Genomic DNA, 23,370 nt, shown 5'->3' with positions numbered 1-23,370 from the left:
GCCAGAGCACCGGAAGCCCCGGCTTCCCCCTTCCGGCTGTTGCCCGCCTCGCCCATCCCCCACGGAAGGCGACCGCCGTGTCCCCCCACACGACTTCCACCTCCCGGTTCCTGGACGCGCTGCGCCCGGGCCGGATCCACTGGCTGGAGCTGCCTCCGCACCGGACCAGCGCCAGAGCCGCGCGGCACGCCACCCGGGCCCGGCTGGACTCCTGGCAGCTTCCGGAAGAGCTGTGCGCGAACGCCGTCCTGCTCGTGTCCGAGCTGGTGACCAACGCCGTTCTGCACACCTTCAGCGAGCGGATCCTGTGCGGCGTCGGGCTGATGACGAGCGCGCGCTGCCGGCTGGAGGTGCACGACGGCGACCTGGCGCGCCGCGGCATCCCCGACCGGCGCCCCGGCCCGGACGACGAGAACGGGCGCGGACTGCTGCTCGTACGGGAGCTGGCCGACAGCTGGGGAGTCGTCCGCTCCTCCCTGACGGGCGGCAACGCGGTCTGGGCGAGCCTGGGAACCCGGTGAGAGCGGCCCGTGCTTCTGGAGCGGCGTCGAGACGGCGTCGCCCACCACGCGGCGGGCGAAGGGCGCGATGACGGCCGGTCTGGAGCGCCCGCTCGGCGCCCCTGGCACCGTGCGGGCCGGCCGCGCCGAGCAGTGGGCGTCCGACCGCGTCGCGGCCGGCCCCGGGCTCAGAACCCCAGTCGCCGCAACTGCTTGGGATCCCGCTGCCAGTCCTTCGCCACCTTCACGTGCAGGTCCAGGAAGACGGGGGTCCCGAGCAGCGCCTCGATCTGCTTGCGGGACTTGATCCCGACCTCCTTCAGGCGCTTGCCCTTGGGGCCGATGATGATGCCCTTCTGGCTGGGGCGCTCGATGTAGACGAAGGCGTGGATGTCGAGGAGGGGCTTGTCGGCGGGGCGGTCCTCGCGGGGCAGCATCTCCTCCACCACGACGGCGATGGAGTGCGGGAGCTCGTCGCGGACGCCCTCCAGGGCGGCCTCGCGGATGAGCTCGGCGATCATGACCTGCTCGGGCTCGTCGGTGAGGTCGCCCTCCGGATAGAGGGCGGGGCCCTCCGGCAGGAGCGGGACGATCAGGTCGGCCAGCAGGTCCACCTGCTTGTCCCCGACCGCCGAGACGGGGACGATCTCCGCCCACTCGAAGCCCAGTTCCGTGCCGAGCTGGTCGATCGCGATCAGCTGCTCGGCCAGTCTCTTGCCGTCCACCAGGTCGGTCTTGGTGACGATCGCGATCTTCGGCGTCTTCTTGATCGACGCCAGTTCCTTCGCGATGAACCGGTCACCGGGCCCGAGCCTCTCGTTCGCGGGCAGGCAGAAGCCGATCACGTCGACCTCGGCCCAGGTGGTGCGCACGACGTCGTTCAGGCGCTCGCCCAGGAGCGTGCGCGGCTTGTGCAGACCCGGGGTGTCCACCAGGATCAGCTGGGCGTCGGGCCGGTGCACGATGCCCCGCACGGTGTGCCGTGTGGTCTGCGGCTGGTTCGCGGTGATCGCCACCTTCTGCCCGACCAGAGCGTTCGTCAGCGTGGACTTGCCCGCGTTGGGGCGGCCCACGAAGCAGGCGAATCCCGCGCGGTGGGGTGCCTCGGACGGCTCGGATGACTTACTGCGAACGCTCATGGCGCCCATTGTCCCTGATCCACGAGGCCCCGCCGCACAGTGGCCCGCACACCTCCCGCCCGGTGAGCTCTCCGAAACCCTCACGTGACGAAACACCGCGGAAACACAGCCGTGCCCGGCCGGAAACGCACGCCGGTGAACCTCTGACGAGCCCCCGGAGCCCCACCTCGTCGGAGACACCGTGCCCCTGGCCGCCGCACAAGCCGACACCGGCGACACCGCCTGGCTGCTCGCCGCCACCGCCCTCGTCCTGCTGATGACCCCGGGTCTGGCCCTGTTCTACGGCGGCATGGTCCGCACGAAGAGCGTGCTCAACATGCTGATGATGAGCTTCGTCGCGATCGCCCTGGTGACGGTGGTGTGGCTGGCGGCCGGCTACTCGCTGGCCTTCGGCGAGGACGCCGCCGGAGGTCTCATCGGCGGGCTCGACCACGCCGGGATGAGCGGCCTCGGCCCGGACAGCGTCCAGGGCACGGTTCCCACGGTCCTGTTCGCCACCTTCCAGCTCACCTTCGCGATCATCACGGCGGCGCTGGTCAGCGGCGCCGTCGCCGACCGGGCGAAGTTCGGGGCCTGGCTGGTCTTCGTGCCGGTCTGGGCGCTGCTGGTATACGTTCCCGTCGCCCACTGGGTGTGGGGCCCGGGTGGCTGGATCCTGGAGCGGCTGGGTGCCCTGGACTTCGCGGGCGGGCTGCCCGTGGAGATCGTCTCCGGCGCCTCGGGGCTGGCGCTGTGCCTGGTGCTGGGCCCGCGCCTGGGCTTCAGGAAGGAGGCCATGCGCCCGCACAACCTGCCCATGGTGATGCTGGGCGCCGGTCTGCTCTGGTTCGGCTGGTTCGGCTTCAACGCCGGTTCCGCGCTCGGCGCCAACGGCCTCGCGGCCGCCGCGTTCCTCAACACCCTCGCCGCGGGCTGCACCGGCCTGCTCGGCTGGCTCTTCGTCGAGCAGAAGCGCGACGGCCACCCCACGACCCTGGGCGCCGCCTCCGGCGCCGTCGCGGGCCTGGTCGCCATCACCCCGTCCTGCGGCTCGGTCTCCCTGCTGGGCGCCCTGGTCGTCGGCCTCGCCGCCGGCACGGTCTGCTCGTACGCCGTGGGCTGGAAGTTCAGGCTGAACTACGACGACTCCCTGGACGTCGTCGGCGTCCACCTGGTCGGGGGGGTCATCGGCACGCTCCTCATCGGCGTCTTCGCGGTCGAGTCGATGACCGGCGGCGCCGAGGGCCTGCTGTACGGCGGCGGGCTCGGACAGCTCGGCAGGCAACTGGTGGCCGTGGTCGTGGTGGCGGCGTACGCGTTCGGCGTGACGTACGGGATCGGCAGGCTGATCGACGCCACGATGGGCTTCCGTGCGAGCGAGGAGCAGGAACAGACCGGTCTGGACCTTACGGTGCACGCCGAGACCGCCTACGATCACGGGGTCCTGGGCCACGGCGCCCCGGTCTCCTCCTCCGTCGTCTCCCCCGCCCAGAAGGTCACCCGCCAGGCATGAAGCTCATCACCGCGATCGTCAAGCCGTACCGACTGGACGTGGTCAAGAACGCCCTGCAGGGACTCGGCGTGCACGGCCTGACCGTGAGCGAGGCCAGCGGCTACGGCCGGCAGCGCGGCCACACCGAGGTGTACCGCGGCGCCGAGTACCGGGTCGACCTGGTGCCCAAGGTGCGCATCGAGGTCGTCGTCGAGGACGCGGACGCCGAGGCCGTCATCGACGCGGTCGTGAAGGCCGCGCACACCGGCAAGATCGGCGACGGCAAGGTGTGGGCGCTGCCCGTGGACACGGTCGTGCGGGTGCGCACGGGCGAGCGCGGCCCCGACGCGCTCTGACGCGGGCGCCGGGTCGCCGCGGTACCGGCCGGGCACGAACGGGCCCGGCGGCGCGGCCACCGGATCCGGCGCGGCGGCCGGACGCCTCAGCCCGCCCGGACCGTGAGCCGGACGGTCCCGTCGATCCCCGCCACCAGCACCGGCGTCCCCGCGCCGCCGAGGTCCCGCACCGCCGCCCGGTCCTCCGCGGACACGGTCTCCGCCTCGGTCACCAGCGCCGCCGCCTCCAGCGACCGCGCGCCCGAGGCCACCGCCATCGCCACCGCCGTGCGCAGGGCGCTGAGCTTCAGGGAGTCGAGGTCCACGGTGCTCGCGACGTAGGTCCGTCCGGTCTCGTCCCGTACGGCCGCCCCCTCGGGCACACCGTTGCGGGCCCGGGCGGAGCGGGCCAGGGTGACGATCTTGCGGTCCTCGGGGTCGAGCGCGCTGCTGTCGGTCATGATCCGAGCATACGGAAGGGTCAGGGGCGGTCGAGGAGCAGGCGGTCCGCCCGGGGCAGGCCCGCGACGACCAGGTCGTAGGAGTCCTCGACGAGTTCGCGCACGAGCAGGTCGGGCAGGGCGCCGTCGGCCGTGACGGTGTTCCAGTGGCGCTTGTTCATGTGCCAGCCCGGCACGACGAGCCCCTCGTGCTCGCGGCGCAGGCGGATCGCGTCGTCCGGGTCGCACTTGAGGTTGACCTTCAGGGGGCGCGCGTCGAGGTGCGACAGGGCGAAGAGCCTGCCCCGCACCTTGAAGACCGTGGTCTCCGGGCCGAAGGGGAAGTCCTCCACCGCCGCCTCGAAGGACAGGCAGAACGCGCGCAGCTCCCGCGGGGTCACTCCGGCTTCTCCTCCTCCGGGGGGTCCTGGGGTGCCACCGGCTCCGCGAGCACCGTCACGATCTTGTTCCGGCGGCCGGCCGCCGCCTCCGCGGTCAGGCGCAGCTCCCGGCCGTCGGGCAGGTCGACCACGGACGAGGCACCCGCGATGGGCACCCGGCCGAGGGCCTTGGCGAGCAGGCCGCCGACCGTCTCGACGTCCTCGTCGTCGAAGGCCTCCAGGCCGTAGAGCTCTCCCAGGTCGCCGATGTCGAGGCGGGCGGTGACGCGGAAGCGGTCGTCGCCGAGCTCCTCGACGGGCGGGAGCTCGCGGTCGTACTCGTCGGTGATCTCGCCGACGATCTCCTCGAGGATGTCCTCGATGGTGACGATGCCGGCCGTGCCGCCGTACTCGTCGATGACGACGGCGACGTGGTTGCGTTCCTTCTGCATCTCGCGCAGCAGGTCGCCCGCGTTCTTGGTGTCGGGGACGAAGAACGCCGGGCGCATGGCCGTGGACACCTGCTCGGACTCGGCCTCGCGGCTGATGTGGGTCCTGCGGACCAGGTCCTTCAGGTACACGATGCCGACGATGTCGTCCTCGCTCTCACCGGTCACCGGGATGCGCGAGAAACCGGAGCGCAGGGCGAGGGTGAGGGCCTGGCGGATGGTCTTGAAGCGCTCGATGACCACCAGGTCCGTGCGCGGGACCATCACCTCGCGCACCAGGGTGTCGCCCAGCTCGAAGACCGAGTGCACCATGCGGCGCTCCTCGTCCTCGATGAGCGACTCCTTCTCGGCGAGGTCGACCATGGCCCGCAGCTCCGCCTCGGAGGCGAACGGGCCGCGGCGGAAGCCCTTGCCGGGGGTGAGCGCGTTGCCGATGAGGATCAGCAGCGACGGGATGGGCCCCATGACACGGGCCAGCGGCACCAGGACGTAGGCCGAGACCGTCGCCGTGTTCATCGGGTGCTGGCGGCCGATGGTGCGCGGGGAGACGCCGACGGCGACGTAGGACACCAGGACCATCACCGCGATGGCGACGAGCAGGGCCTCGGTCGTGCCGTCGAACGCCTGCAGGCAGCCGTAGGTGATCAGCGCTGCGGCGGCCATCTCGCAGGCGACGCGGACCAGCAGCGCCACGTTGAGGTAGCGGGTCGGGTCGGCGGCGACCTGGGCGAGCTTGGCGCTGCCGCGGCGGCCGGAGCGCACGGCCTCCTCGGCGCGGAAGCTGGAGACGCGCGCGAGGCCCGCCTCCGCACAGGCGGCGAGCCAGGCCACGACGACCAGGGCGACGGCTCCCAGAGCCAGTTGCGGACTCATCGGCGGCGCTACGCGACCGTCGGCGCCGGCGACGGGCCGGTCAGGCCCCGCTCCGTGCGCCAGCCGTCCACGATGGCGGCCTGCAGGCCGAACATCTCGGCCTTCTCGTCCGGTTCCTCGTGGTCGTAGCCCAGCAGGTGCAGCACGCCGTGGACGGTGAGCAGCTGGAGCTCCTCGTCCATGGAGTGCTGCGTGGGCGCGTCGGCCCCCTGCTTGGCGGCGACCTCGGGGCACAGCACGATGTCGCCGAGCAGCCCCTGCGGCGGCTCGGCGTCGTCCTTGGACGGCGGGCGCAGCTCGTCCATGGGGAAGGACATGACATCCGTCGGGCCCGGCAGGTCCATCCACTGGAGGTGGAGCTGCTCCATGGCGCCGGCGTCCACGACGATCACCGACAGTTCGGAGAGCGGGTGGATGCGCATCCGCGCGAGCGCGTAGCGGGCGATGTCGAGGATCGCCTGCTCGTCGACCTCGGTTCCGGACTCGTTGTTGACGTCGATCGACATGGTGTTGTGCTTGTCTACTTCCCCTTGTGCGCGGACTTGCCGCGGCTCTTGTGCGAGCCGTTGCTGGTGCCGTGCTCGGTGTCGTACTTCTCGTACGCGTCGACGATACGGCCCACCAGCTTGTGCCGGACCACGTCCTGCGACGACAGCCGGGAGAAGTGCACGTCGTCGACGCCCTCCAGGATCTCCTGGACCTGGCGCAGACCGCTCTTCGTCCCGTCGGGGAGGTCGACCTGTGTCACGTCACCCGTGATCACGATCTTCGAGTCGAAGCCGAGGCGGGTGAGGAACATCTTCATCTGCTCGGGGCTGGTGTTCTGGGCCTCGTCCAGGATGATGAAGGCGTCATTGAGGGTGTTGTGCGTCAGCAGGTGGTCCTGCGTGACGTACAGCGAGTCCTCGGCCGCCACCTGGATACAGACGGTCTCCTCCCGGCCGGCGGGCTCGATGCTGTCGATGAACCGCATCGGGCGCCCGCCGCCTCCGGCAGCGAGGTACTTGTCGCGCTTGCGGGGCAGGCGGAACGGCTCGATGCCCTCGGGGAGGCGGATGTCGATGACGTGAGTGTCGTACCGGTAGTGGACCGCGCGCCCCTTCGCGAGCCCGGGCTTGCGGCCCTCGGCGGCCCTGCGGCGGGTGTACGCGACACCGCCCAGCGACTGCACCAGGGCGATCACGTCGTCGCGGAGCAGGGCCGACGTCGTCGTGTACTGGATCCGGCAGGTGCGGTCTTTCTGCGTGACCGGGCCGCCGTCGGAGTCGAGCAGCCCCTGGAGGACCGCCAGCCGTACCTCGGCCGAGTTGTGCAGGTAGTCGTCCGGAACGAACTTGGAGTGCGAGCGAGTGCGCAGCAGGTCCAGTTCACGGAGGACACCTGTGACGGGGTTCTCCAGGGTGATGACGTCGCCGGGGGACTTGATCCGGTTGAGGACGTAGTCCGGTCCGCTCCCGTGCCGCACTGCGACACCGGGCAGCGAGGCCTCCAGCGCCTCGGCCAGTTCCGGATCGTCGGTGGCGAAGGAGGGAGTGGTGGAACCCGTGAGGCACCCGTCACCGAGCAGCAGTCCCAGCGCGTAGGGGTCCATGGGGACCTCTCGCTCCGGCAGACGGACGGGCGCGGTGAGCATCGGCAGTTCGTACCGGCGAGCGTGGGCCGCCCGCAGATTGCCGATCATCTCCCGGGTCTCCAGGACCCTCCACGGCTTGTCGCGGCGCTTGTCGGCGGCCGTGCGGACCGTCCACAGATGCTCGCCGCAGCACAGCGTCCAGGCGCCGTCCTGGGCCGTGACGCGGTAGATGTCCCGCTCGCCCTGCGGATAGACGCCGAGGACCGGTGTCGGCTCGCCGTTGGATCCGATGACCAGGTCGCCGACCTGGAGGTCCCCGATGGGACGCCAGCCGTCCGGTGTGAGGACCTTGGTGAAGACCGGTTGCGCGCGGCCGCGCATGTAGGCCAGCGGCGCCACCTCGATGGTCCCCGCCGCCATCAGCTTCGGGATCGAGTCCGGGTCGAGCATGTCGTGCAGCGCGTCGTACAGCGGGCGCAGGTAGGGGTCGATCTTCTCGTAGAGCGTGCCCGGGAGGAAGCCGAGGCGCTCGCCGGCCTCGACCGCGGGGCGGGTCAGGATGATGCGGTTGACCTGCTTGGACTGCAGGGCCTGCACCGCCTTGGCCATCGCCAGGTACGTCTTGCCGGTGCCCGCGGGGCCGATGCCGAAGACGATCGTGTGCTTGTCGATCGCGTCCACGTAGCGCTTCTGGTTGAGCGTCTTGGGGCGGATCGTGCGGCCTCGCGAGGACAGGATGTTCTGCGTGAGCACCTCGGCCGGGGTCTCCTGGCCGTCGCTCTCCCCGTTCTCGCTCGCCTTCAGCATGGCGATCGAGCGTTCCACTGCGTCCTCCGTCATCGGCTGCCCGGTGCGGAGCACCAGCATCATCTCGTCGAACACGCGCGCGATGAGGGCGACGTCCTTCGGGTCGCCGACCGCGCTGATCTCGTTGCCCCGGACATGGATGTCGGCCGCCGGGAAGGCCTTCTCGATCACGCGCAGAAGGGAGTCGCCGGACCCCAGGACGGTCACCATGGGGTGCTGGGCGGGGACGGTGAACTGTGCTCTCGCCTGCTCCTGCGCGGAGGTGTGAGCTGTGGATGTCTGAGTCATGGGCCGGCGCTGAAGGCCTGCGGTTCCTCCTCGTCACGGCCGCGTAGCTGAGGGCGGCCTCGCAATCCCCAGGGTACGACGGGGCGGTGACAACGCCGTAGGGGTTTTGGGGGGCGGGGCCGGAAACCCCTCGCGGGGCCCGTGGCCCGGCCGGGTCACGCCGGGCGGCGGAACCCGATCGTCGGTACGGCCCGCCGCAGCGGCCAGGGCCTGACCAGCTCCTCCTCCGGCACGAGCTCCGCGAGGAACCCGTACCGCCCGAGCGCCTGCGGCGACTGTCCCCGCACCGACTGCACCCGGCGCCACCACGCCGCGACCTCCGACCACCCCGGCGCCGAGAGCGACCCGCCGAACTCCTGCACCGACAGCGCGGCCGTCAGCCCCGCGAAGGCCAGCCGGTCGGCCAGCGGCCAGTCCGCCAGCGTCCCGGCGACGAACCCGGCGACGAACACGTCCCCGGCCCCGGTCGGATCGAGCGCCTCGACCTCGATCGCCGGGACCTCCGCCGTCTCGCCCGTACGCCCGTCCACCGCGTACGCCCCGTCGGCCCCGAGGGTGACCACGGCGAGCGGCACGTACGCGGTGAGGGCGTGCGCGGCCGCCCGGGGGCAGTCGGTGCGGGTGTAGCGCATGGCCTCCTCGGCGTTCGGCAGGAACGCCTCGCAGTGCCGCAGGTCGGGCAGGCCCGCGAGGTCCCAGGCGCCGGTGTCGTCCCAGCCGACGTCGCCGAAGACCCGGGTGCCCCTGCTCGCGGCCTCGGCGATCCAGGACGCGCTCACGCCGGGGGCGAGGGAGGCGACGGCGGCCCGCGTGCGGGGCGGGCACTGCGGGGCCGGTTCCTCCGGGGGCGGCTCGTGGCCGTGCGAGACCATCGTGCGCTCGCCCTCGTAGGCCATGGAGACGGTGACCGGGGAGTGCCAGCCGGGCACCGTGCGCGAGGGGGAGAGGTCGATGCCCTCGCCGTGCTCCAGGGCGTCCCAGCAGTAGTCGCCGTAGTGGTCGTCGCCGAAGGCCGCCGCGAGGGACGTGCGCAGGCCCAGACGGGCCAGGGCGGTGGCCATGTTGGCGACGCCGCCGGGGCTGGAGCCCATCCCGCGCGCCCAGGACTCGGTCCCGCGCACCGGGGCGGAGTCGAGCCCGGTGAAGACGATGTCGAGGAAGACGGTCCCGGTGAGGTAGACGTCCCAGGGCGGGTCGTCCGGCGTGCGCAGCGGCGCGAGGGGGTCGACCTGGGTCCGGCGGTGCGGTCCCTTTCCGGCCGGGCCCTTTCCGGCCGGGGCGGTGGAGGCGGTCACGATGCGCTCCCTGACGTGGTGCGGACCAGGCCAGTCTGCACCACATCACCGGCGACGTGACGCCGATCACGCCGGACCCGTCCGTCCCGTCAGCGCGCGAGGCCCCGCGCGCCCCCGCCCGGCCGTTGCCAGCGGTGCACCGGGGGCGCCACCCACCGCGGGTCGGCGACACGCATGGCCGCGGCGTCGTCGCGGTCCCGCGGCGCCCTCCCCAGTAGTGGTGGTCGCACAGCACGGCCGGCACGGCGCGGCGGGTGAAGGCCTCCTCGATCCCGGCGAACGTGGTCACGCACATGTTGGTGGCGACCTCGGCCTTGCCGGGTGTGCCGAGGGTGGGGTCCTCCAGGTACTCGGGGACCCCGCCGAGCTCCTCGGCCACCCGCGGCGAGGTCTCCACCGGCCAGGCGCCGTTGGGGTCCAGCCGCAGCGGCCGCCCGGGGGAGGCCTCGGCCAGCGCCCTGACGGCGGCGACCTCCTCGTCGGGCGGGAGGACGCCGCCCCTGAGCTTGAAGGAGGTGAAGCCGTACCGCTCGGGGGAGATCGGGCGCTGGGCGGTGCTGGTGGGCTCGGCGTCCTCGCTGGGCACGGCCGCCGGGCCGCTGACCGGCAGCGTGCTGTCCGCGCAGGCCGGCTTCCCGGCCAGGGGCGTGGTCCTCGGCGCCGGGCTGCTGGTGATCGCCCTGCCGATGACCGCCGTCGCCCTGCACACCGGCGGGCGCCCGCTGCCGCCCGGCGCGATCCGCCGGCGCGGCGGCCACCCGGCCGCCCTGGTCGCCGCCGCCACCGGCACCCCGACCGGCGCGGTGCCCGAGATCGGCGCCCCGGAGCAGCCGGTCGTCGAGATCCCGCTGGGGACCCCCGCCGTCCCCGCCCGGCGCGCCTACGGCAAGGCGGGGTCGGAGGTCCTCTGAGGCCGGTCCGCGGCCGGGGCCTACGCGAAGGTGTAGGCCTCGACCTCGGCGAGGTACCGCGCCCGCAGCTCCTCGTCGTCCTCCAGGAACGAGGCGAGGAAGGAGTTGCGGGCGAGCTCGCGCAGCCGCTCCTCGCCCAGGCCGAGGGCCCGCCGCACGGCGTCGAAGTTGTCACCGGCGTAGCCGCCGAAGTAGGCCGGGTCGTCGGAGTTCACCGTGCACAGCAGCCCGGCGTCCAGCATGGCGGGCAGCGGGTGGTCGGCGAGGGTGTCGACGGTCCGCAGCCGGACGTTGGACAGCGGGCACAGCGTCAGCGGCACCCGGTCGCGCACCAGCCGCTCCACCAGCGCCGGGTCCTCCGTACAGCGCAGCCCGTGGTCGACCCGCTCGACCCCGAGGACGTCCAGCGCCTCGGTGATGTACTCGGGCGGGCCCTCCTCGCCCGCGTGGGCGACCCGGCGCAGGCCGAGTGCCGCGGCGGCCTCGAAGACCTCGCGGAACTTCGCCGGCGGGTGCCCGACCTCGGCCGAGTCCAGGCCGACGCCGGTGATCCGGTCCAGATGGGGCCGGGCCGCCTGCAGGGTCGCCAGGGCCGACTCGGCGGACTCGTCGCGCAGGAAGCACAGGATCAGCCGGGTGGAGACACCGTGGTGCGCCTCGCTGCTCCCCAGCGCCCGCCACAGGCCCTCGACGACCGTTCCCAGCTCCAGACCGCGGGCGGTGTGGGCCTGCGGGTCGAAGAAGATCTCCGCGTGCCGCACGCCCTGCGCCGCGGCGCGGGCGAGATAGGCGTTCGCCAGGTCCTCGAAGTCCCGCTCGGTGCGCAGCACGGCCATGAGCTCGTAGTACAGGTTCAGGAACGACCGGAGGTCCTCGAACCGGTACGCCTCGCGCAGCTCGCCGGTGTCGGCGTACGGCAGGGTGACGCCGTTGCGCGCGGCGAGCTCGAAGGTGAGCTCAGGTTCCAGGGTGCCTTCGATGTGAAGGTGCAGTTCGGCCTTGGGGAGGGACATCAATTCATCGTACGGCCGTTTCACCGACGCTTCGGAACCGGCACCCTCAGCAGATCGTGCGCCACGGTCAGCTCGCCCTCGTACCCGGCGGCCCGGGCCTGCCGCTCGAACTCTCCCCCGGACTCCGTCCGGGAGGTACCCCCAGGGTCGGTGTAGCGCTGGCTGAAGTGCGTGAGCACCAGGTGCCGCACCCCGCCGTCCCGGGCCACCCGGGCGGCCTGAGAGGCGGTCAGGTGCCCGTGCTCCACGGCGAGTTGCTCGTCCTCGTCGAGGAAGGTCGACTCGATGACGAGCAGGTCGCAGCCTTCGGCCAGCGCGTGCACGCCGTCGCACAGCCGGGTGTCCATGACGAACGCGAACCGCTGTCCGCGCCGCACCTCGCTGACGTCCTCCAGGGCGACCCCGCCGAGTGAGCCCTCCCGCTGGATCCTGCCGACGTCCGGTCCCGTGATGCCGTGCGCGGCGAGCCGCTCGGGCAGCATGCGCCGGCCGTCGGGCTCGACGAGCCGGTAGCCGTAGGACTCCACGGGGTGGGACAGCTTGCGGGCCTGGAGCGTGTAGCCGTCCGTGCGGGCCAGGGTGCCGTCGGCGGCCACCGGAGCCTGGACGAGGTCGACGGTCTCCCGATAGGCGGTGGCGTACCGGAGCCGGTCGAAGAAGCGCTGCCCGGAGCGCGGGTAGTGGGCGGTGACCTCGTGGGGCACCTGGTCGAGGTTGATCCGCTGGATGACCCCGGCGAGACCGAGCGAGTGGTCGCCGTGGAAGTGCGTGACGCAGATCCGGTTCAGGTCGTGCGCGGCGACACCGGCGCGCAGCATCTGGCGCTGCGTGCCCTCGCCGGGGTCGAACAGGATGCCCTCGCCGTCCCAGCGGAGCAGGTAGCCGTTGTGGTTGCGGTGCCGGGTCGGGACCTGGCTGGCGGTCCCGAGGACGACGAGTTCGCGTACGGACACGGCGCCTACCCGGGAGGCCATTCGAGGCCGCGGCCGCCGAGGACGTGGGCGTGCACGTGCCAGACCGTCTGGCCGGCGCCGGCGCCGGTGTTGAAGACGAGGCGGAAGCTGTCCAGCTTGTCCTCGTCCGCGGCGGCCTGGGCCTCGCGCAGCACGTCGGCGGTGAGCGCCGGGTCGGCGGCGGCGAGGGCGGCGGCGTCGCGGTAGTGCGCCTTGGGGATGACCAGCACATGGGTGGGGGCCTGGGGGTTGATGTCGCGGAACGCGACGGTCGTCTCCGTCTCCCGCACGACGGTCGCCGGGATGGTGCCCGCGACGATCTTGCAGAAGAGGCAGTCGTCCTGGGGTTCCCCTGCCATGGTCCCTCCGGGGTGAGCCGAGATCGGTCTTGCCGCGCATCGTATCGCCGTCGGGCGCGGGTGCGGCGGGGCTGGTCGCGCCCACGCGGCGGAGCCGCACACGGACTCAGCCCCGCGCCCCTCACGTGGGCAGGCCCGGAGGCGTTTTCGCCGGTGCCGTCTCGAGACTCTCCAGCGCCAGCCGGATCGCCTCGTCCAGCTGGGGGTCCCTGCCCGCCGCGTGGTCCTGGGGGCGCTGCACGACCTCCACGTCCGGATCCACCCCGTGGTTCTCCACGCCCCAGCCGTAACCCTCCAGCCAGAAGGCGTACTTCGGCTGGGTGACCAGGGTGCCGTCGACCAGGCGGTAGCGGCTGTCGATGCCGATGACGCCGCCCCAGGTGCGGGTGCCGACCACCGGGCCGATACCGAGGGCCTTGATCGCGGCGTTGACGATGTCGCCGTCGGAGCCGGAGAACTCGTTGGCCACGGCGACGACCGGGCCGCGCGGCGCGTCACGCGGGTAGCTCTCGGCGCGCATGCCCCGGGGCAGGTCCCAGCCGACGACGCGCCGGGCCAGTTTCTCCACGACGAGCTGGGAGGTGTGGCCGCCGCGGTTCTCGCGGACGTCGACGACCAGGCCCTCACGGGCGACCTCGACGCGCAGGTCGCGGTGGATCTGGGCCCAGCCGGGCGCCTGCATGTCGGGGACGTGCAGATAGCCGAGGCGGCCGCCGGACTTCTCGTGGACGTAGGCGCGGCGGTCGGCGACCCAGGCGTGGTAGCGCAGGGGCTCCTCGTCGGCGAGGGGGACGACGACGGCGTGCCGGGGGTCGCCGCCGCCGGACGGGGAGACGGTCAGCTCCACCGGCTTGCCCGCCGTGCCGACCAGGAGCGGGCCGGGGCCGGTGACCGGGTCGACCGGCTGTCCCGCGACCGCGAGGACGGCGTCCCCGGGGCGTACGGCGACGCCGGGGGCGGCCAGCGGGCTGCGCGCGTCGGGGTCGGAGGTCTCGGAGGGCAGGATGCGGTCGACCCGCCAGGTGCCGTCCTCGTGGCGGGAGAGGTCGGCGCCGAGCAGCCCCTGGCGGGCGCCGCCGCCGTGGCCGCCGCGCGGGGTGACGTAGGCGTGCGAGGTTCCGAGTTCGCCCTGGACCTCCCACAGCAGGTCGACGAGGTCGTCGTGGGTGGCGCAGCGCTCCACGACCGGGCGGTAGCGGTCGAGGACGCCGGTCCAGTCGACGCCGCCCATGTCCGGCCGCCAGAAGTGGTCGCGCATGATGCGGCCGGCCTCGTCGAACATCTGCCGCCACTCGGCGGCCGGGTCGACGAACTGGCGGACACGGCCCAGGTCGACGGTGATGTTGGAGTCGCTGTCGTCGTCGCCGGAGGCGCGCCGGTCGCTGGGGACGACCTTCAGCCGTCCGTCCGTCCACAGCAGCACCCGCCTGCCGTCGCCGCTGACGGCGAAGTGGTCGGCGTCCACGGCGAGATGCTCGAGGCGCTGCTGGGCGAGGTCGTAGCGCTCCAGCTCGGTCTTGGGCTCGGGGTCGTCCGGGGTGGCCCGGGACGCGCCGAGCACGCCGGCGACCGGGTGGCGCAGCCACAGCACCCCGTCCTTGGCGGCGCGCAGGTGGGAGTAGCGGGCGGCCTCCACCGGGAAGGGCACGATGCGGTCGGCGAGGCCTTCGAGGTCGATGCGGGTGGTGGGGGTGCCCTCGCTGTCGGGGGTCTCCTCGCGGTCGGGCGTCTCGAAGGAGCGGCCGTGCCGCTGCGGGCCGAACGGGGACGGGGTGGTCGCCGCGAGGGTGATCAGGTGTGGCCGGGCTCCCTCGACGAAGGCCAGGTCGAAGACGTGCTCGTCGTAGACGGGGTCGAAGGAGCGGGTCGACAGGAACGCGAGGTGCTTGCCGTCCGCGGTGAAGGCGGGCGCGTAGTCCTGGAAGCGCAGCGGGGTCGCCTCGGTGACCGACAGGTCGGTGGTGTTGGCGAGTTTCAGCTGGGACAGGGGGCGGGGGCCGGGGTGGGACCAGGCCAGCCAGGCCGAGTCGGGCGAGAAGACCAGGCCCGAGACGTCGCCGTCCTCGCTGCGGTCCACCTCGCGGACCTCGCCGGTCTCGCGCTCCACGAGCAGCAGGCGCCCGTCGTGCGAGGCGACGGCGGCCCGGCTGCCGTCGGGGGCCATCGCGAGGTCCAGCACCCGGCCGAGCCGCCCGGCGGCGAGCCGGCGCGGGGTCGCCCCCGGGGCGAGGCCGGTGGCGGGCGCGAACTCCAGGGCGTCGTCTCCCTCGGCGTCCGTCACCCACACCGCCCACTCCTCGCCGTCGGCGCGGAACGTGCGCGGCAGCCGGGCCCGGACGCCGGGGGTCGCGGCCAGCGCGCGGGCCGGTCCCGAGCGGTGGGTGACCCAGTGGACGGAGCCCCGGACGCAGACGGCGCTGCCCCGCGCGGTGTGGTCGGGGGAGGCCGACCCGAACCAGCGCGAGGCGTTCACCGGGAACGGCTGGAGGTCGACGCGCTGGCCGCCCAGGCGCACGTCGAGGCGGCGCGGTTCGGCCCCGTCCAGGTCGTCCAGCGTCCACAGCTCGCCGGCGGCGGCGTAGACGACACGGCTGCCGTCGGTCGCGGCGTGCCGGGCGTAGAAACCGCCGAGGGGGGTGTGCCGGCGGAGGTCGGAGCCGTCGGCGAGGGAGGAGTAGAGCGCGCCGGTGCCCTCGTGGTCGGAGAGGAACGCGATCCGGTCGCCGACCCACAGCGGGTACTCGATGTTGCCGTCGAGGTCCTCGTGGAGCCGCACGAACTCCCCGTCGTCCCCGGGGTCGATCCACAACTTCCCGGCCGTGCCGCCCCGGTACCGCTTCCACCAGGCGGCCTCACGCCCCATCGGCGCGGACAGCAGCACGGTGTGCGGCCCGAACGCGACGTCGCCGACGGGCCCGTACGGCAGGGTCGCGGCGGGGCCGCCGTCCAGGGGCACGGCACGCGCCCAGGTGCGGCGCAGGCTCGCCTGGCCCTGGGTGCTGATGGCCAGGACCTCTCCGTCCGGGGTCCAGCCGCGCACCTGGGTCTTCGAACTGCCCCAGTGGGTCAGGCGCTTGGCGGGTCCGCCGTCGACCGGCGCGACGTAGACCTCGGAGGCGCCGTCGCGGGTGGAGGTCCAGGCGACGGTGGTGGCGTCGGGCGAGATGCGGGGCTGGGTCACCGGCACGTTGTCGGCGCTGACCCGCCAGGCCCGGCCGCCGTCCAGCGGCGCGAGCCACACGTCGTCCTCGGCGGTGAAGGCGACCAGGTCGCCGCGCACATGAGGGAACCGGAGGTAAGCAGGCGAAGTCACCTGATCACCCTATGCAGGGAGGGCGCCGCGCGGGCGGGGTTCGGATCACTTGCCCTCGACAGGGCGGCAGTCCGGGTACCGGTCGCACCAGATGGTCTGGGTGACGGTCACGGTCACGGCGGGTCCGGGCCGCCCGTCGCCTTTCCCGCCGCCCACCGGTGACGGGGTGGCGTCGCAGTCGCCGAGTCCGTCGACCTGGAACCAGACCTTGCCGTCCACCTTGGCGGTGATGTTCCCGCGCACACAGGCGCCGTCCACGGCGTGGGTCACCTTGCCGTCGACGGTGATGTCCTCGCCGTCGTCGGTCTGCCCCTTGCAGTCGACGGTCGCGACGGTCCGCTCGCTCGCCGAGGGCGACGGCTTGGTGGCCTTGCCGCCGCTGCCGTAGGAGGCGGTGCAGCTGAGCCAGCGCACACCGGCCTTCTGGCGGTCGAGCTCCTTGGTGACGACCTTGTCGGTGGTGTAGGCGACGGCCACGGAGCTGATGCCGTCGCCCGGCTCGCAGGCGGCGGCACCCGCGACGGCGACGACCGCGAACACCGCGGCGACCGCCACCCGCCGGCCGCGCGGCCCGGTCCGGACCCTCCTCAGAACCCCCATGGAGGGCAGCCTGCCACCGACGGGGGCCGCGCGGTAGGGCGCAAAGGCGTCAGGCGCGCAACAGCAGCCACTCCTGGAGTTCCACCACGTTGCCCTCGGGGTCCTTGAGATGGGCGACGCGCATGCGGTCCGTCATCGGGGCCGGGCCGTGCAGGACCGAGGCGCCGCGCAGGGTGATCTCCTCGCAGTACGCGTCCAGTCCGTCCACCCGCAGCACGACCAGGGAGCGGTGCCCGGCCGCCGCGTCCCCCAGTTCGCCGAGCACCCCGGCCATCACCGACCGGTCCTGCAGGGCGATCCCGGCGGAGCCGACGGCGGGGCTGAACTTCTCGTACGGCCCGTCCGCCGCCCCCGACTGCGGCTTGAGGCCGAGGACCTCGCCGTAGAACCGGTAGCAGGCGGAGAAGTCGGACACGAGCAGACGGACTTGGGCGAGTTCCACGGTGCCTCCAGCGGGGTCAGGACCAGCGGCCGGTGCGGGCCAGGAGCACGGCCGCGGCAGCGGTCCCGGCGGTCGATGTGCGCAGCACACTGCGCCCGAGGCGGTACGCCTCGGCCCCCGCTTCCTCGAAGAGCGCCAGTTCCTGCGGCGCCACTCCCCCTTCGGGCCCCACGACCAGGACGATCTCGCCGGCGGACGGCAACGCGGCCGTCGCCAGGGGGAGTTCGCCGCTCTCGTGGAGCACGGCGGCGAAGTCGGCGTCCCGCAGCAGCGCGGCGACCTGCTTGGTCGTGGCCAGGTCGGCGACCTCCGGGAAGCGCACCCGGCGCGACTGCTTGCCGGCCTCCCGGGCGGTGGCCCGCCACTTGGCGAGCGCCTTCGCCCCGCGGTCGCCCTTCCACTGCGTGATGCAACGGGCCGCCGCCCACGGCACGACCGCGTCGACGCCGACCTCGGTCATGGTCTCGACGGCCAGCTCCCCGCGGTCGCCCTTGGGCAGCGCCTGCACGACGGTCACCCGCGGCCGCTCCGGCGGTTCCTCGGCGACCGAGTCCAGCTGGACGATCAGCCGGTCCTTGCCCTCGGTGCCGAGCACCACGCAGTCCGCCCAGCGACCGGCGCCGTCCGTGAGCACGACGTCCTCACCGGGCTTGAGCCGCTTCACGGAGACGGCGTGCCGCCCTTCCGGCCCGTCGAGGACGTACCGTCCGGCGCCGCCCGCGTCGAAGTGCCCGACGACGAACACCGGCGCGGTCACCGCGCACCCCCACCGGCCAGCATCGCCCGGGCCGTCGCCAGTTCGCCCGCGAGGACCTCCACCAGCTGTCCGGCCGGCAGCTCCCGCGCCATCCGGTGGCCCTGCCCGGCCCACAGCGCCATGCCCTGCGCGTCACCCGCCTTGGCGGCGGCCTTGCGCAGCGGAGCGGTGAGGTGGTGGAGCTCGGGATACGCGGAGGGCGCGTAGGGACCGTGCTCGCGCAGGAAGCGGTTGACGAGGCCGCGCGCGGGCCGGCCCGAGAACGCCCGGGTCAGTTCCGTCCGGACGAACAGGGGGTTGGTCAGCGCCTGCTTGTGCAGGGCGTGCGCGCCCGACTCGTGCGTGGCGAGGAACGCGGTGCCCAGCTGGGCCGCGCTCGCGCCCGCGGCGAGCACCGCGGCGATCTGGCCGCCGCGCATGATGCCGCCCGTGGCGACGATCGGGATGCCGACGGCCTCGCGCACCTGGGCGACCAGCGACAGCAGCCCGAGGCCGGAACCGTCCGTCTCGGGGACGTCCCGGTGCGTGCCCTGATGGCCGCCCGCCTCGACGCCCTGCGCGATGACCGCGTCCGCCCCGGCCCGCTCGACGGCCCGGGCCTCGTCGGGGGTGGTCGCGGCGGCCAGGACGAAGGTGCCGACGCGGTGCAGCGCGTCGACCACCTCACGGCTCGGCACGCCGAAGTGGAAGGAGACCACCGGAACGGGGTTGTCGCGCAGCACCACGAGCTTCGCCTCGAAGCCGTCGTCGCGGCCGCTCTCCGGATCACCGAGCTCGGTCTCGTACCAGGTGGCCTCGCCGGCCAGCTGGTGGGCGTAGACGTCGACGGCAGCGGGGTCGGCGTACTCCGGCTGGGGCAGGAAGACGTTGACGCCGAAGGGCCTGGTGGTGAGGCTCCGGATCTGCTTGATCTCCTGGTACATCCCGTCGGCGGTCTTGTAACCGGCGGCGAGGAACCCGAGCCCGCCCGCCTCGCACACGGCCGCCGCGAGCTGCGGCACCGAGACGCCGCCCGCCATGGGCGCCTGCACGATCGGCAGGGGGAACAGATCGGTCAGTGCGGAGGACATGACGGCATGGTGTCACGTCCTCCGCACGAGTCCGAATCCGGCCTTCCGGCGGCATAGACCAGAGGAACATGCCCTTCCTCTTGGCCGGACGGCACGCCCGGGGCGCCTCGAAGCGCCTCCGGACGGCCCCCGTCAGCGCCCGTTGAACGCATCCTTCAACCGCGAGAACAACCCCTGCTGCCCCGGCTGACCGCGCCCGCCCGAGAGACGACCCCCGGACCCCCGGCAGAGACCGGACCGCCCCCGTCAGCGCCCGTTGAACGCATCCTTCAACCGCGAGAACAACCCCTGCTGCCCCGGCTGGAACTGCCCCGTGGGGCGCTCCTCGCCGCGCAGTTTCGACAGCTCGCGCAGCAGCCGCTCCTGCTCGGGGTCGAGCTTGGTCGGGGTCTGCACCTCGACGTGGACGATGAGGTCGCCGCGTCCGCCGCCGCGCAGGTGCGTGACGCCCCGGCCGTGCAGCGGGATCGACTGGCCGGACTGGGTGCCCGGGCGGATGTCGACCTCCTCCATGCCGTCGAGCGTCTCCAGCGGCACCTTCGTGCCCAGGGCCGCCGCCGTCATGGGGATCGTCACCGTGCAGTGCAGGTCGTCGCCCCGCCGCTGGAAGGTGGCGTGCGGCAGCTCGTGGATCTCGACGTAGAGGTCGCCGGCCGGACCGCCGCCGGGGCCGACCTCGCCCTCGCCGGCGAGCTGGATGCGCGTGCCGTTGTCGACACCGGCCGGGATCTTGACCGTGAGCGTACGGCGGGACCGCACGCGGCCGTCACCGGCGCACTCCGGGCAGGGCGTCGGCACGACCGTGCCGAAGCCCTGGCACTGCGGGCACGGGCGGGACGTCATGACCTGGCCCAGGAAGGACCGGGTCACCTGCGACACCTCACCGCGGCCGCGGCACATGTCGCACGTCTGCGCGGAGGTGCCCGGCGCGGCGCCCTCGCCGTTGCAGGTGTTGCAGACGACGGCCGTGTCGACCTGGATGTCCTTCGTGGTGCCGAAGGCAGCCTCGTCGAGCTCCACCTCGATGCGGATCATGGCGTCCTGGCCGCGGCGGGTGCGTGAGCGCGGTCCGCGCTGCGACGCCGTGCCGAAGAAGGCGTCCATGATGTCCGAGAAGTTGCCGAAGCCACCGGCCCCGAAGCCGCCCGCGCCGCCTCCTGCCTGCGAGAGGGGGTCGCCGCCGAGGTCGTAGACCTGCTTCTTCTGCGGGTCCGACAGCACCTCGTAGGCGGCGTTGATCTCCTTGAACCGCTCCTGGGTCTTCGGATCCGGATTGACGTCCGGGTGCAGCTCGCGGGCGAGCCGCCGGAAGGCCTTCTTGATCTCTTCCTGCGACGCGTCGCGGCGCACGCCGAGTACGGCGTAGTAGTCCGTGGCCACTACGACTCCGCCAGGATCTGTCCGACGTACCGTGCCACTGCGCGTACCGCTCCCATCGTTCCCGGGTAGTCCATGCGGGTCGGTCCGACCACGCCGAGCTTGGCTACTGCCTCGCCGCCCGAACCGTAGCCGACCGACACGACGGACGTGGAGTTGAGTCCTTCGTGGGCGTTCTCGTGACCGATACGGACGGTCACGCCCGGATCCTTCGCCTCACCGAGCAGCTTGAGGAGCACGACCTGCTCCTCGAGCGCCTCCAGCACCGGCCGGATCGTGAGGGGGAAGTCATGACCGAAGCGCGTCAGGTTGGCGGTGCCGCCGATCATCAGCCGCTCCTCGTTCTCCTCGACGAGCGTCTCCAGGAGTGTGGAGAGCACCGTGGAGACCGTACCCCGGTCCTCGTGCTCGAACGCCTCCGGGAGATCTTCCACCAGACTCGGCACATCCGCGAAACGGCGGTTCGCCACACGGCTGTTGAGGCGCGCGCGCAGATCCGCGAGCGAGGCCTCGCCGAAGGGGGCCGGGCAGTCGACCACCCGCTGCTCGACGCGCCCGGTGTCCGTGATCAGCACGAGCATCACGCGCGCGGGCGCCAGGGAGAGCAGCTCCACGTGCCGCACGGTGGACCGGGTCAGCGACGGGTACTGCACGACGGCGACCTGGCGGGTGAGCTGCGCCAGCAGCCGCACCGTGCGCGCCACGACGTCGTCGAGGTCGACGGCGCCCTCCAGGAAGTTCTGGATGGCGCGCCGCTCGGGCGCGGTCATGGGCTTGACGCCGGCGAGCTTGTCCACGAACAGGCGGTAGCCCTTGTCGGTGGGGATGCGCCCGGCGCTGGTGTGCGGCTGGGCGATGTACCCCTCGTCCTCGAGGGCCGACATGTCGTTGCGGACGGTCGCCGGGGAGACGCCGAGGTTGTGCCGCTCGGTGAGGGCCTTGGAACCGACCGGCTCCTCGGTGCCGACGTAGTCCTGGACGATGGCGCGTAGCACTTGCAGTCTGCGTTCACTGAGCATCGCGCACACCTCCAGAAGTCGTCCGCCCGTTGCCCGCCGTTGGCGGCCTGGCACTCTGCGCAGGCGAGTGCCAGCGTTCCCCGGCCCAGTGTACGGCGGTGGGGTACACCGTCGGCAAGGCTGGTCGTGCGGCGCCGCGCCCGCGGCGGGGGTCACCGCTAGCGTCGCGGTATGACGGTGACTTGGGAAGAGCTCGGGTGGGAGCGCGTGGCCGCCGGGGTCGGGCGGTGCAGGCTGCCGGTGTGGGACTGCACGGCGGGGCTGGTCTCCGGTGCGGACGCGGTCCTGCTGATCGACGCGGGATCCAGCCCGGCCGAGGGGGCGCGGCTGCGGGAGCAGGCCCGGTCGCTCACCGGCCGCCGTGTGACACATCTCGCTCTGACGCACCCCCACTTCGATCATGTCTTCGGGGCTGCGGCCTTCCCGGAGGCGGAGGTGTTCGCGGCGGTGGGCGCGGCCGCGGCGCTGACGGGACCCCGCGACCGCGAGGAGCTGCGCGCGGACGCGGTACGCCACGGCCTGGCGGCGGACGTGGCGCGGGAGGCGGCCGAGCGGCTGGCCGCGCCCCGCCATCCGGTCTCCGGCGAGTGGACCCTCGACCTGGGCGCGGGATGCCGGGTGCTGCTGGCGAACGTGGGCCCGGGCCACACCCCGTACGACCTGGCGGTGCTGGTGCCGGGCGATCCCGAGGTGGTGTTCTGCGGCGATCTGGTCGAGGAGTCCGGCGAGCCGCAGGCGGGCCCGGACGCCGTGCCGTCGCGGTGGCCGGACGCGCTGGACCGGCTGCTCGCCCTGGGCGGCGAGGACGCGGTGTACGTGCCCGGTCACGGAGCGGTGGTGGACGCGGCGTTCGTCCGGGCCCAGCGGGACGCGCTGGCGGCCCGTTTCGGCGTGTCTCCGTGATCGCCCCGCCGCTTCTCCTATCGTCATCCGAATGCGCCAGTACTCTCCGGACCTGACCCCGCCGTGGAAGAAGCCGACGCCGGTCCCCGAGGTCCCTGCGGATCCGGGCCTGGTGGTCGAGGAGTCCGGGACGGGCTTCTGCGGCGCGGTGATCCGCTGCGAGGCGGGCACGGTCACGCTGGAGGACCGCTTCGGCAAGCACCGGGTGTTCCCGATGGAGCCGCGCGGTTTCCTGCTGGAGGGCAGGGCCGTGACGCTGGTCCGTCCCTCGTCCGGCGGCCCGGCACGCCCCACCCGCACCGCCTCCGGCTCGGTGGCCGTCCCCGGCGCACGCGCCCGCGTCGCCCGCGCCGGCCGGATCTACGTCGAGGGCCGGCACGATGCCGAGCTGGTCGAGAAGGTGTGGGGCGACGACCTGCGCATCGAGGGCGTGGTCGTGGAGTACCTGGAGGGCGTCGACGACCTGCCCTCGATCGTCGGCTCCTTCGCCCCCGGCCCCGACGCCCGCCTCGGGGTCCTGGTCGACCACCTGGTCCCCGGCAGCAAGGAGTGGCGGATCGCCCAGTCGGTGACCAGCGACCACGCCCTGGTGGTCGGGCACCCCTACATCGACATCTGGGAAGCGGTGAAACCGGCCTCCGTGGGCATCGAGTCCTGGCCCCGGGTCCCCCGCGGCCAGGACTGGAAGACGGGCGTGTGCAGGGCCCTGGGCTGGCCGGATAACACGGGCGCCGCCTGGCAGCGGATCCTCTCCGGGGTGCGGTCCTACAAGGACCTGGAGCCGGAGCTGCTGGGGCGCGTGGAGGAACTGATCGACTTCGTGACGGCGTGAGCCCCAGGCGTCCCCCGGACGCAGCTGCGGGCGATCGTGCCGCCAGGTGCGGCACGGGTGAGCGCAGCGGCACCCCGCTCCGCCGGGCTCCGCGACACCCCGGCCCCGGCAACCACGCCGCCCGGCGTGAACCACCCGCCCCCGGGCGCAGCTGCCGCCAGGTGCGGCACGAGTGGGCGCAGCGGCACCCCGCTCCGCCGGGCTCCGCGACACCCCGGCCCCGGCAACCACGCCGCCCGGCGTGAACCACCCGCCCCCGGGCGCAGCTGCC

Annotated in this window: 22 protein-coding genes and 2 pseudogenes; 6 read left to right on the top strand and 18 right to left on the bottom strand. The window is 73.2% G+C overall.

The genetic code is table 11. The annotated features are described in order from the left end of the window. Window positions 1–77 precede the first annotated feature (77 nt). Window positions 78–521, top strand: coding sequence for an ATP-binding protein (locus ACFW6P_RS00195; RefSeq protein WP_386350043.1), 444 nt, complete (start codon window positions 78–80; stop codon window positions 519–521). Between the two features lie 167 nt (window positions 522–688). On the opposite strand, the gene era is transcribed toward ACFW6P_RS00195, so the two are convergent. Continuing rightward, the gene (era, locus tag ACFW6P_RS00190; protein WP_386350040.1) at window positions 689–1,648 is read right to left on the bottom strand and encodes a GTPase Era; all 960 of its coding nucleotides are present in this window, start codon (window positions 1,646–1,648) and stop codon (window positions 689–691) included. Between the two features lie 172 nt (window positions 1,649–1,820). Between era and ACFW6P_RS00185 the strand changes: the two genes are divergently transcribed. After that, the gene (locus tag ACFW6P_RS00185; RefSeq protein ID WP_386350037.1) at window positions 1,821–3,131 is read left to right on the top strand and encodes an ammonium transporter; all 1,311 of its coding nucleotides are present in this window, start codon (window positions 1,821–1,823) and stop codon (window positions 3,129–3,131) included. Next, window positions 3,128–3,466, top strand: a complete 339-nt coding sequence (locus ACFW6P_RS00180; protein ID WP_386350035.1) for a P-II family nitrogen regulator — start codon at window positions 3,128–3,130, stop codon at window positions 3,464–3,466. Before ACFW6P_RS00185 ends, ACFW6P_RS00180 begins: the two co-directional genes overlap by 4 nt. 86 nt (window positions 3,467–3,552) lie before the next feature. Here the strand turns inward: ACFW6P_RS00180 and ACFW6P_RS00175 are convergent, their stop codons facing one another. From ACFW6P_RS00175 to ACFW6P_RS00145, 7 genes and pseudogenes are all read right to left on the bottom strand, one after another. Beyond that, entirely contained in the window at window positions 3,553–3,906 is a 354-nt protein-coding gene (locus ACFW6P_RS00175; protein ID WP_386350032.1) for a cytidine deaminase, read from the bottom strand. A 20-nt stretch (window positions 3,907–3,926) separates the two neighbouring features. Continuing rightward, a complete protein-coding gene (locus tag ACFW6P_RS00170) occupies window positions 3,927–4,286 on the bottom strand; it encodes an MmcQ/YjbR family DNA-binding protein (protein WP_386350029.1) in 360 nt (119 codons plus the stop codon). Further along, a complete protein-coding gene (locus ACFW6P_RS00165) occupies window positions 4,283–5,587 on the bottom strand; it encodes a hemolysin family protein (protein WP_386350026.1) in 1,305 nt (434 codons plus the stop codon). Before ACFW6P_RS00165 ends, ACFW6P_RS00170 begins: the two co-directional genes overlap by 4 nt. Window positions 5,588–5,595: 8 nt before the next feature. Next, a complete protein-coding gene (gene ybeY / locus ACFW6P_RS00160) occupies window positions 5,596–6,093 on the bottom strand; it encodes an rRNA maturation RNase YbeY (RefSeq protein ID WP_386350024.1) in 498 nt (165 codons plus the stop codon). A 14-nt stretch (window positions 6,094–6,107) separates the two neighbouring features. Next, window positions 6,108–8,255, bottom strand: coding sequence for a PhoH family protein (locus ACFW6P_RS00155; protein ID WP_386350021.1), 2,148 nt, complete (start codon window positions 8,253–8,255; stop codon window positions 6,108–6,110). Between the two features lie 155 nt (window positions 8,256–8,410). Beyond that, window positions 8,411–9,550 carry a carbohydrate kinase family protein gene (locus tag ACFW6P_RS00150; RefSeq protein WP_386350018.1) on the bottom strand — a complete coding sequence of 380 codons (1,140 nt, stop codon included), beginning with the start codon at window positions 9,548–9,550 and terminating at the stop codon, window positions 8,411–8,413. A gap of 172 nt (window positions 9,551–9,722) precedes the next feature. Next, window positions 9,723–10,085 (bottom strand): annotated as a pseudogene (locus tag ACFW6P_RS00145) (enolase C-terminal domain-like protein); the annotation flags it as partial. A 7-nt stretch (window positions 10,086–10,092) separates the two neighbouring features. Here ACFW6P_RS00145 and ACFW6P_RS00140 point away from each other — a divergent pair. Next, window positions 10,093–10,461: pseudogene (locus ACFW6P_RS00140) on the top strand (MFS transporter); the annotation flags it as partial. Between the two features lie 20 nt (window positions 10,462–10,481). Here the strand turns inward: ACFW6P_RS00140 and ACFW6P_RS00135 are convergent. The 10 genes from ACFW6P_RS00135 to hrcA all read right to left on the bottom strand — a co-directional run bounded on the left by ACFW6P_RS00135 (window position 10,482) and on the right by hrcA (window position 21,364). Continuing rightward, window positions 10,482–11,474: an adenosine deaminase gene (locus ACFW6P_RS00135; protein ID WP_386350015.1), complete on the bottom strand. Its 993-nt coding sequence runs from the start codon at window positions 11,472–11,474 to the stop codon at window positions 10,482–10,484. Window positions 11,475–11,494: 20 nt separating this feature from the next. Continuing rightward, window positions 11,495–12,427: a ribonuclease Z gene (locus tag ACFW6P_RS00130; RefSeq protein WP_386350012.1), complete on the bottom strand. Its 933-nt coding sequence runs from the start codon at window positions 12,425–12,427 to the stop codon at window positions 11,495–11,497. 5 nt (window positions 12,428–12,432) lie between these two features. Continuing rightward, window positions 12,433–12,786, bottom strand: coding sequence for a histidine triad nucleotide-binding protein (locus ACFW6P_RS00125; protein WP_386350009.1), 354 nt, complete (start codon window positions 12,784–12,786; stop codon window positions 12,433–12,435). Between the two features lie 121 nt (window positions 12,787–12,907). After that, window positions 12,908–16,054 (bottom strand): S41 family peptidase, encoded by a 3,147-nt coding sequence (locus ACFW6P_RS00120; protein ID WP_386350347.1) that lies wholly within the window; start codon window positions 16,052–16,054, stop codon window positions 12,908–12,910. 90 nt (window positions 16,055–16,144) lie between these two features. Then, a complete protein-coding gene (locus ACFW6P_RS00115; protein ID WP_386422421.1) occupies window positions 16,145–16,699 on the bottom strand; it encodes a hypothetical protein in 555 nt (184 codons plus the stop codon). A 49-nt stretch (window positions 16,700–16,748) separates the two neighbouring features. Continuing rightward, complete coding sequence (locus tag ACFW6P_RS00110; RefSeq protein WP_386422418.1) at window positions 16,749–17,141, bottom strand: VOC family protein; 393 nt, start codon at window positions 17,139–17,141, stop codon at window positions 16,749–16,751. Between the two features lie 16 nt (window positions 17,142–17,157). Beyond that, a complete protein-coding gene (locus ACFW6P_RS00105; RefSeq protein ID WP_386350001.1) occupies window positions 17,158–17,898 on the bottom strand; it encodes a 16S rRNA (uracil(1498)-N(3))-methyltransferase in 741 nt (246 codons plus the stop codon). After that, on the bottom strand, window positions 17,895–18,968 hold the full coding sequence (locus ACFW6P_RS00100) for a nitronate monooxygenase (protein WP_386422415.1): 1,074 nt from the start codon (window positions 18,966–18,968) through the stop codon (window positions 17,895–17,897). The genes ACFW6P_RS00105 and ACFW6P_RS00100 overlap by 4 nt, the downstream gene beginning before the upstream one ends. Window positions 18,969–19,214: 246 nt before the next feature. After that, a complete protein-coding gene (gene dnaJ / locus ACFW6P_RS00095) occupies window positions 19,215–20,348 on the bottom strand; it encodes a molecular chaperone DnaJ (RefSeq protein WP_386349996.1) in 1,134 nt (377 codons plus the stop codon). Next, a complete protein-coding gene (gene hrcA, locus ACFW6P_RS00090; protein ID WP_386349993.1) occupies window positions 20,348–21,364 on the bottom strand; it encodes a heat-inducible transcriptional repressor HrcA in 1,017 nt (338 codons plus the stop codon). Before hrcA ends, dnaJ begins: the two co-directional genes overlap by 1 nt. 171 nt (window positions 21,365–21,535) lie before the next feature. Between hrcA and ACFW6P_RS00085 the strand changes: the two genes are divergently transcribed. Next, window positions 21,536–22,267: an MBL fold metallo-hydrolase gene (locus tag ACFW6P_RS00085; RefSeq protein ID WP_386349990.1), complete on the top strand. Its 732-nt coding sequence runs from the start codon at window positions 21,536–21,538 to the stop codon at window positions 22,265–22,267. A gap of 31 nt (window positions 22,268–22,298) precedes the next feature. Then, window positions 22,299–23,099: a DUF3097 domain-containing protein gene (locus ACFW6P_RS00080; RefSeq protein ID WP_386349987.1), complete on the top strand. Its 801-nt coding sequence runs from the start codon at window positions 22,299–22,301 to the stop codon at window positions 23,097–23,099. Window positions 23,100–23,370: the final 271 nt, after the last annotated feature.

It is taken from the genome of Streptomyces sp. NPDC058741 (assembly GCF_042746715.1).
In the GTDB taxonomy this organism is placed as follows: domain Bacteria; phylum Actinomycetota; class Actinomycetes; order Streptomycetales; family Streptomycetaceae; genus Streptomyces.
Note: the sequence above shows the minus strand (reverse complement) of the source record. Positions and strands in the feature narration are given on the sequence as shown.

Bases quoted from the DNA above. Each gene is read 5' to 3' on its own strand.
- era (WP_386350040.1), bottom strand. From the start codon at position 1,648: ATGGGCGCCATGAGCGTTCGCAGTAAGTCATCCGAGCCGTCCGAGGCA.
- ACFW6P_RS00125 (WP_386350009.1), bottom strand. From the start codon at position 12,786: ATGGCAGGGGAACCCCAGGACGACTGCCTCTTCTGCAAGATCGTCGCG.
- ACFW6P_RS00180 (WP_386350035.1), top strand. From the start codon at position 3,128: ATGAAGCTCATCACCGCGATCGTCAAGCCGTACCGACTGGACGTGGTC.
- ACFW6P_RS00085 (WP_386349990.1), top strand. From the start codon at position 21,536: ATGACGGTGACTTGGGAAGAGCTCGGGTGGGAGCGCGTGGCCGCCGGG.
- ACFW6P_RS00100 (WP_386422415.1), bottom strand. From the start codon at position 18,968: ATGTCCTCCGCACTGACCGATCTGTTCCCCCTGCCGATCGTGCAGGCG.
- hrcA (WP_386349993.1), bottom strand. From the start codon at position 21,364: ATGCTCAGTGAACGCAGACTGCAAGTGCTACGCGCCATCGTCCAGGAC.
- ACFW6P_RS00155 (WP_386350021.1), bottom strand. From the start codon at position 8,255: ATGACTCAGACATCCACAGCTCACACCTCCGCGCAGGAGCAGGCGAGA.
- ybeY (WP_386350024.1), bottom strand. From the start codon at position 6,093: ATGTCGATCGACGTCAACAACGAGTCCGGAACCGAGGTCGACGAGCAG.
- ACFW6P_RS00175 (WP_386350032.1), bottom strand. From the start codon at position 3,906: ATGACCGACAGCAGCGCGCTCGACCCCGAGGACCGCAAGATCGTCACC.
- ACFW6P_RS00165 (WP_386350026.1), bottom strand. From the start codon at position 5,587: ATGAGTCCGCAACTGGCTCTGGGAGCCGTCGCCCTGGTCGTCGTGGCC.
- ACFW6P_RS00080 (WP_386349987.1), top strand. From the start codon at position 22,299: ATGCGCCAGTACTCTCCGGACCTGACCCCGCCGTGGAAGAAGCCGACG.
- ACFW6P_RS00115 (WP_386422421.1), bottom strand. From the start codon at position 16,699: ATGGGGGTTCTGAGGAGGGTCCGGACCGGGCCGCGCGGCCGGCGGGTG.
- ACFW6P_RS00135 (WP_386350015.1), bottom strand. From the start codon at position 11,474: ATGTCCCTCCCCAAGGCCGAACTGCACCTTCACATCGAAGGCACCCTG.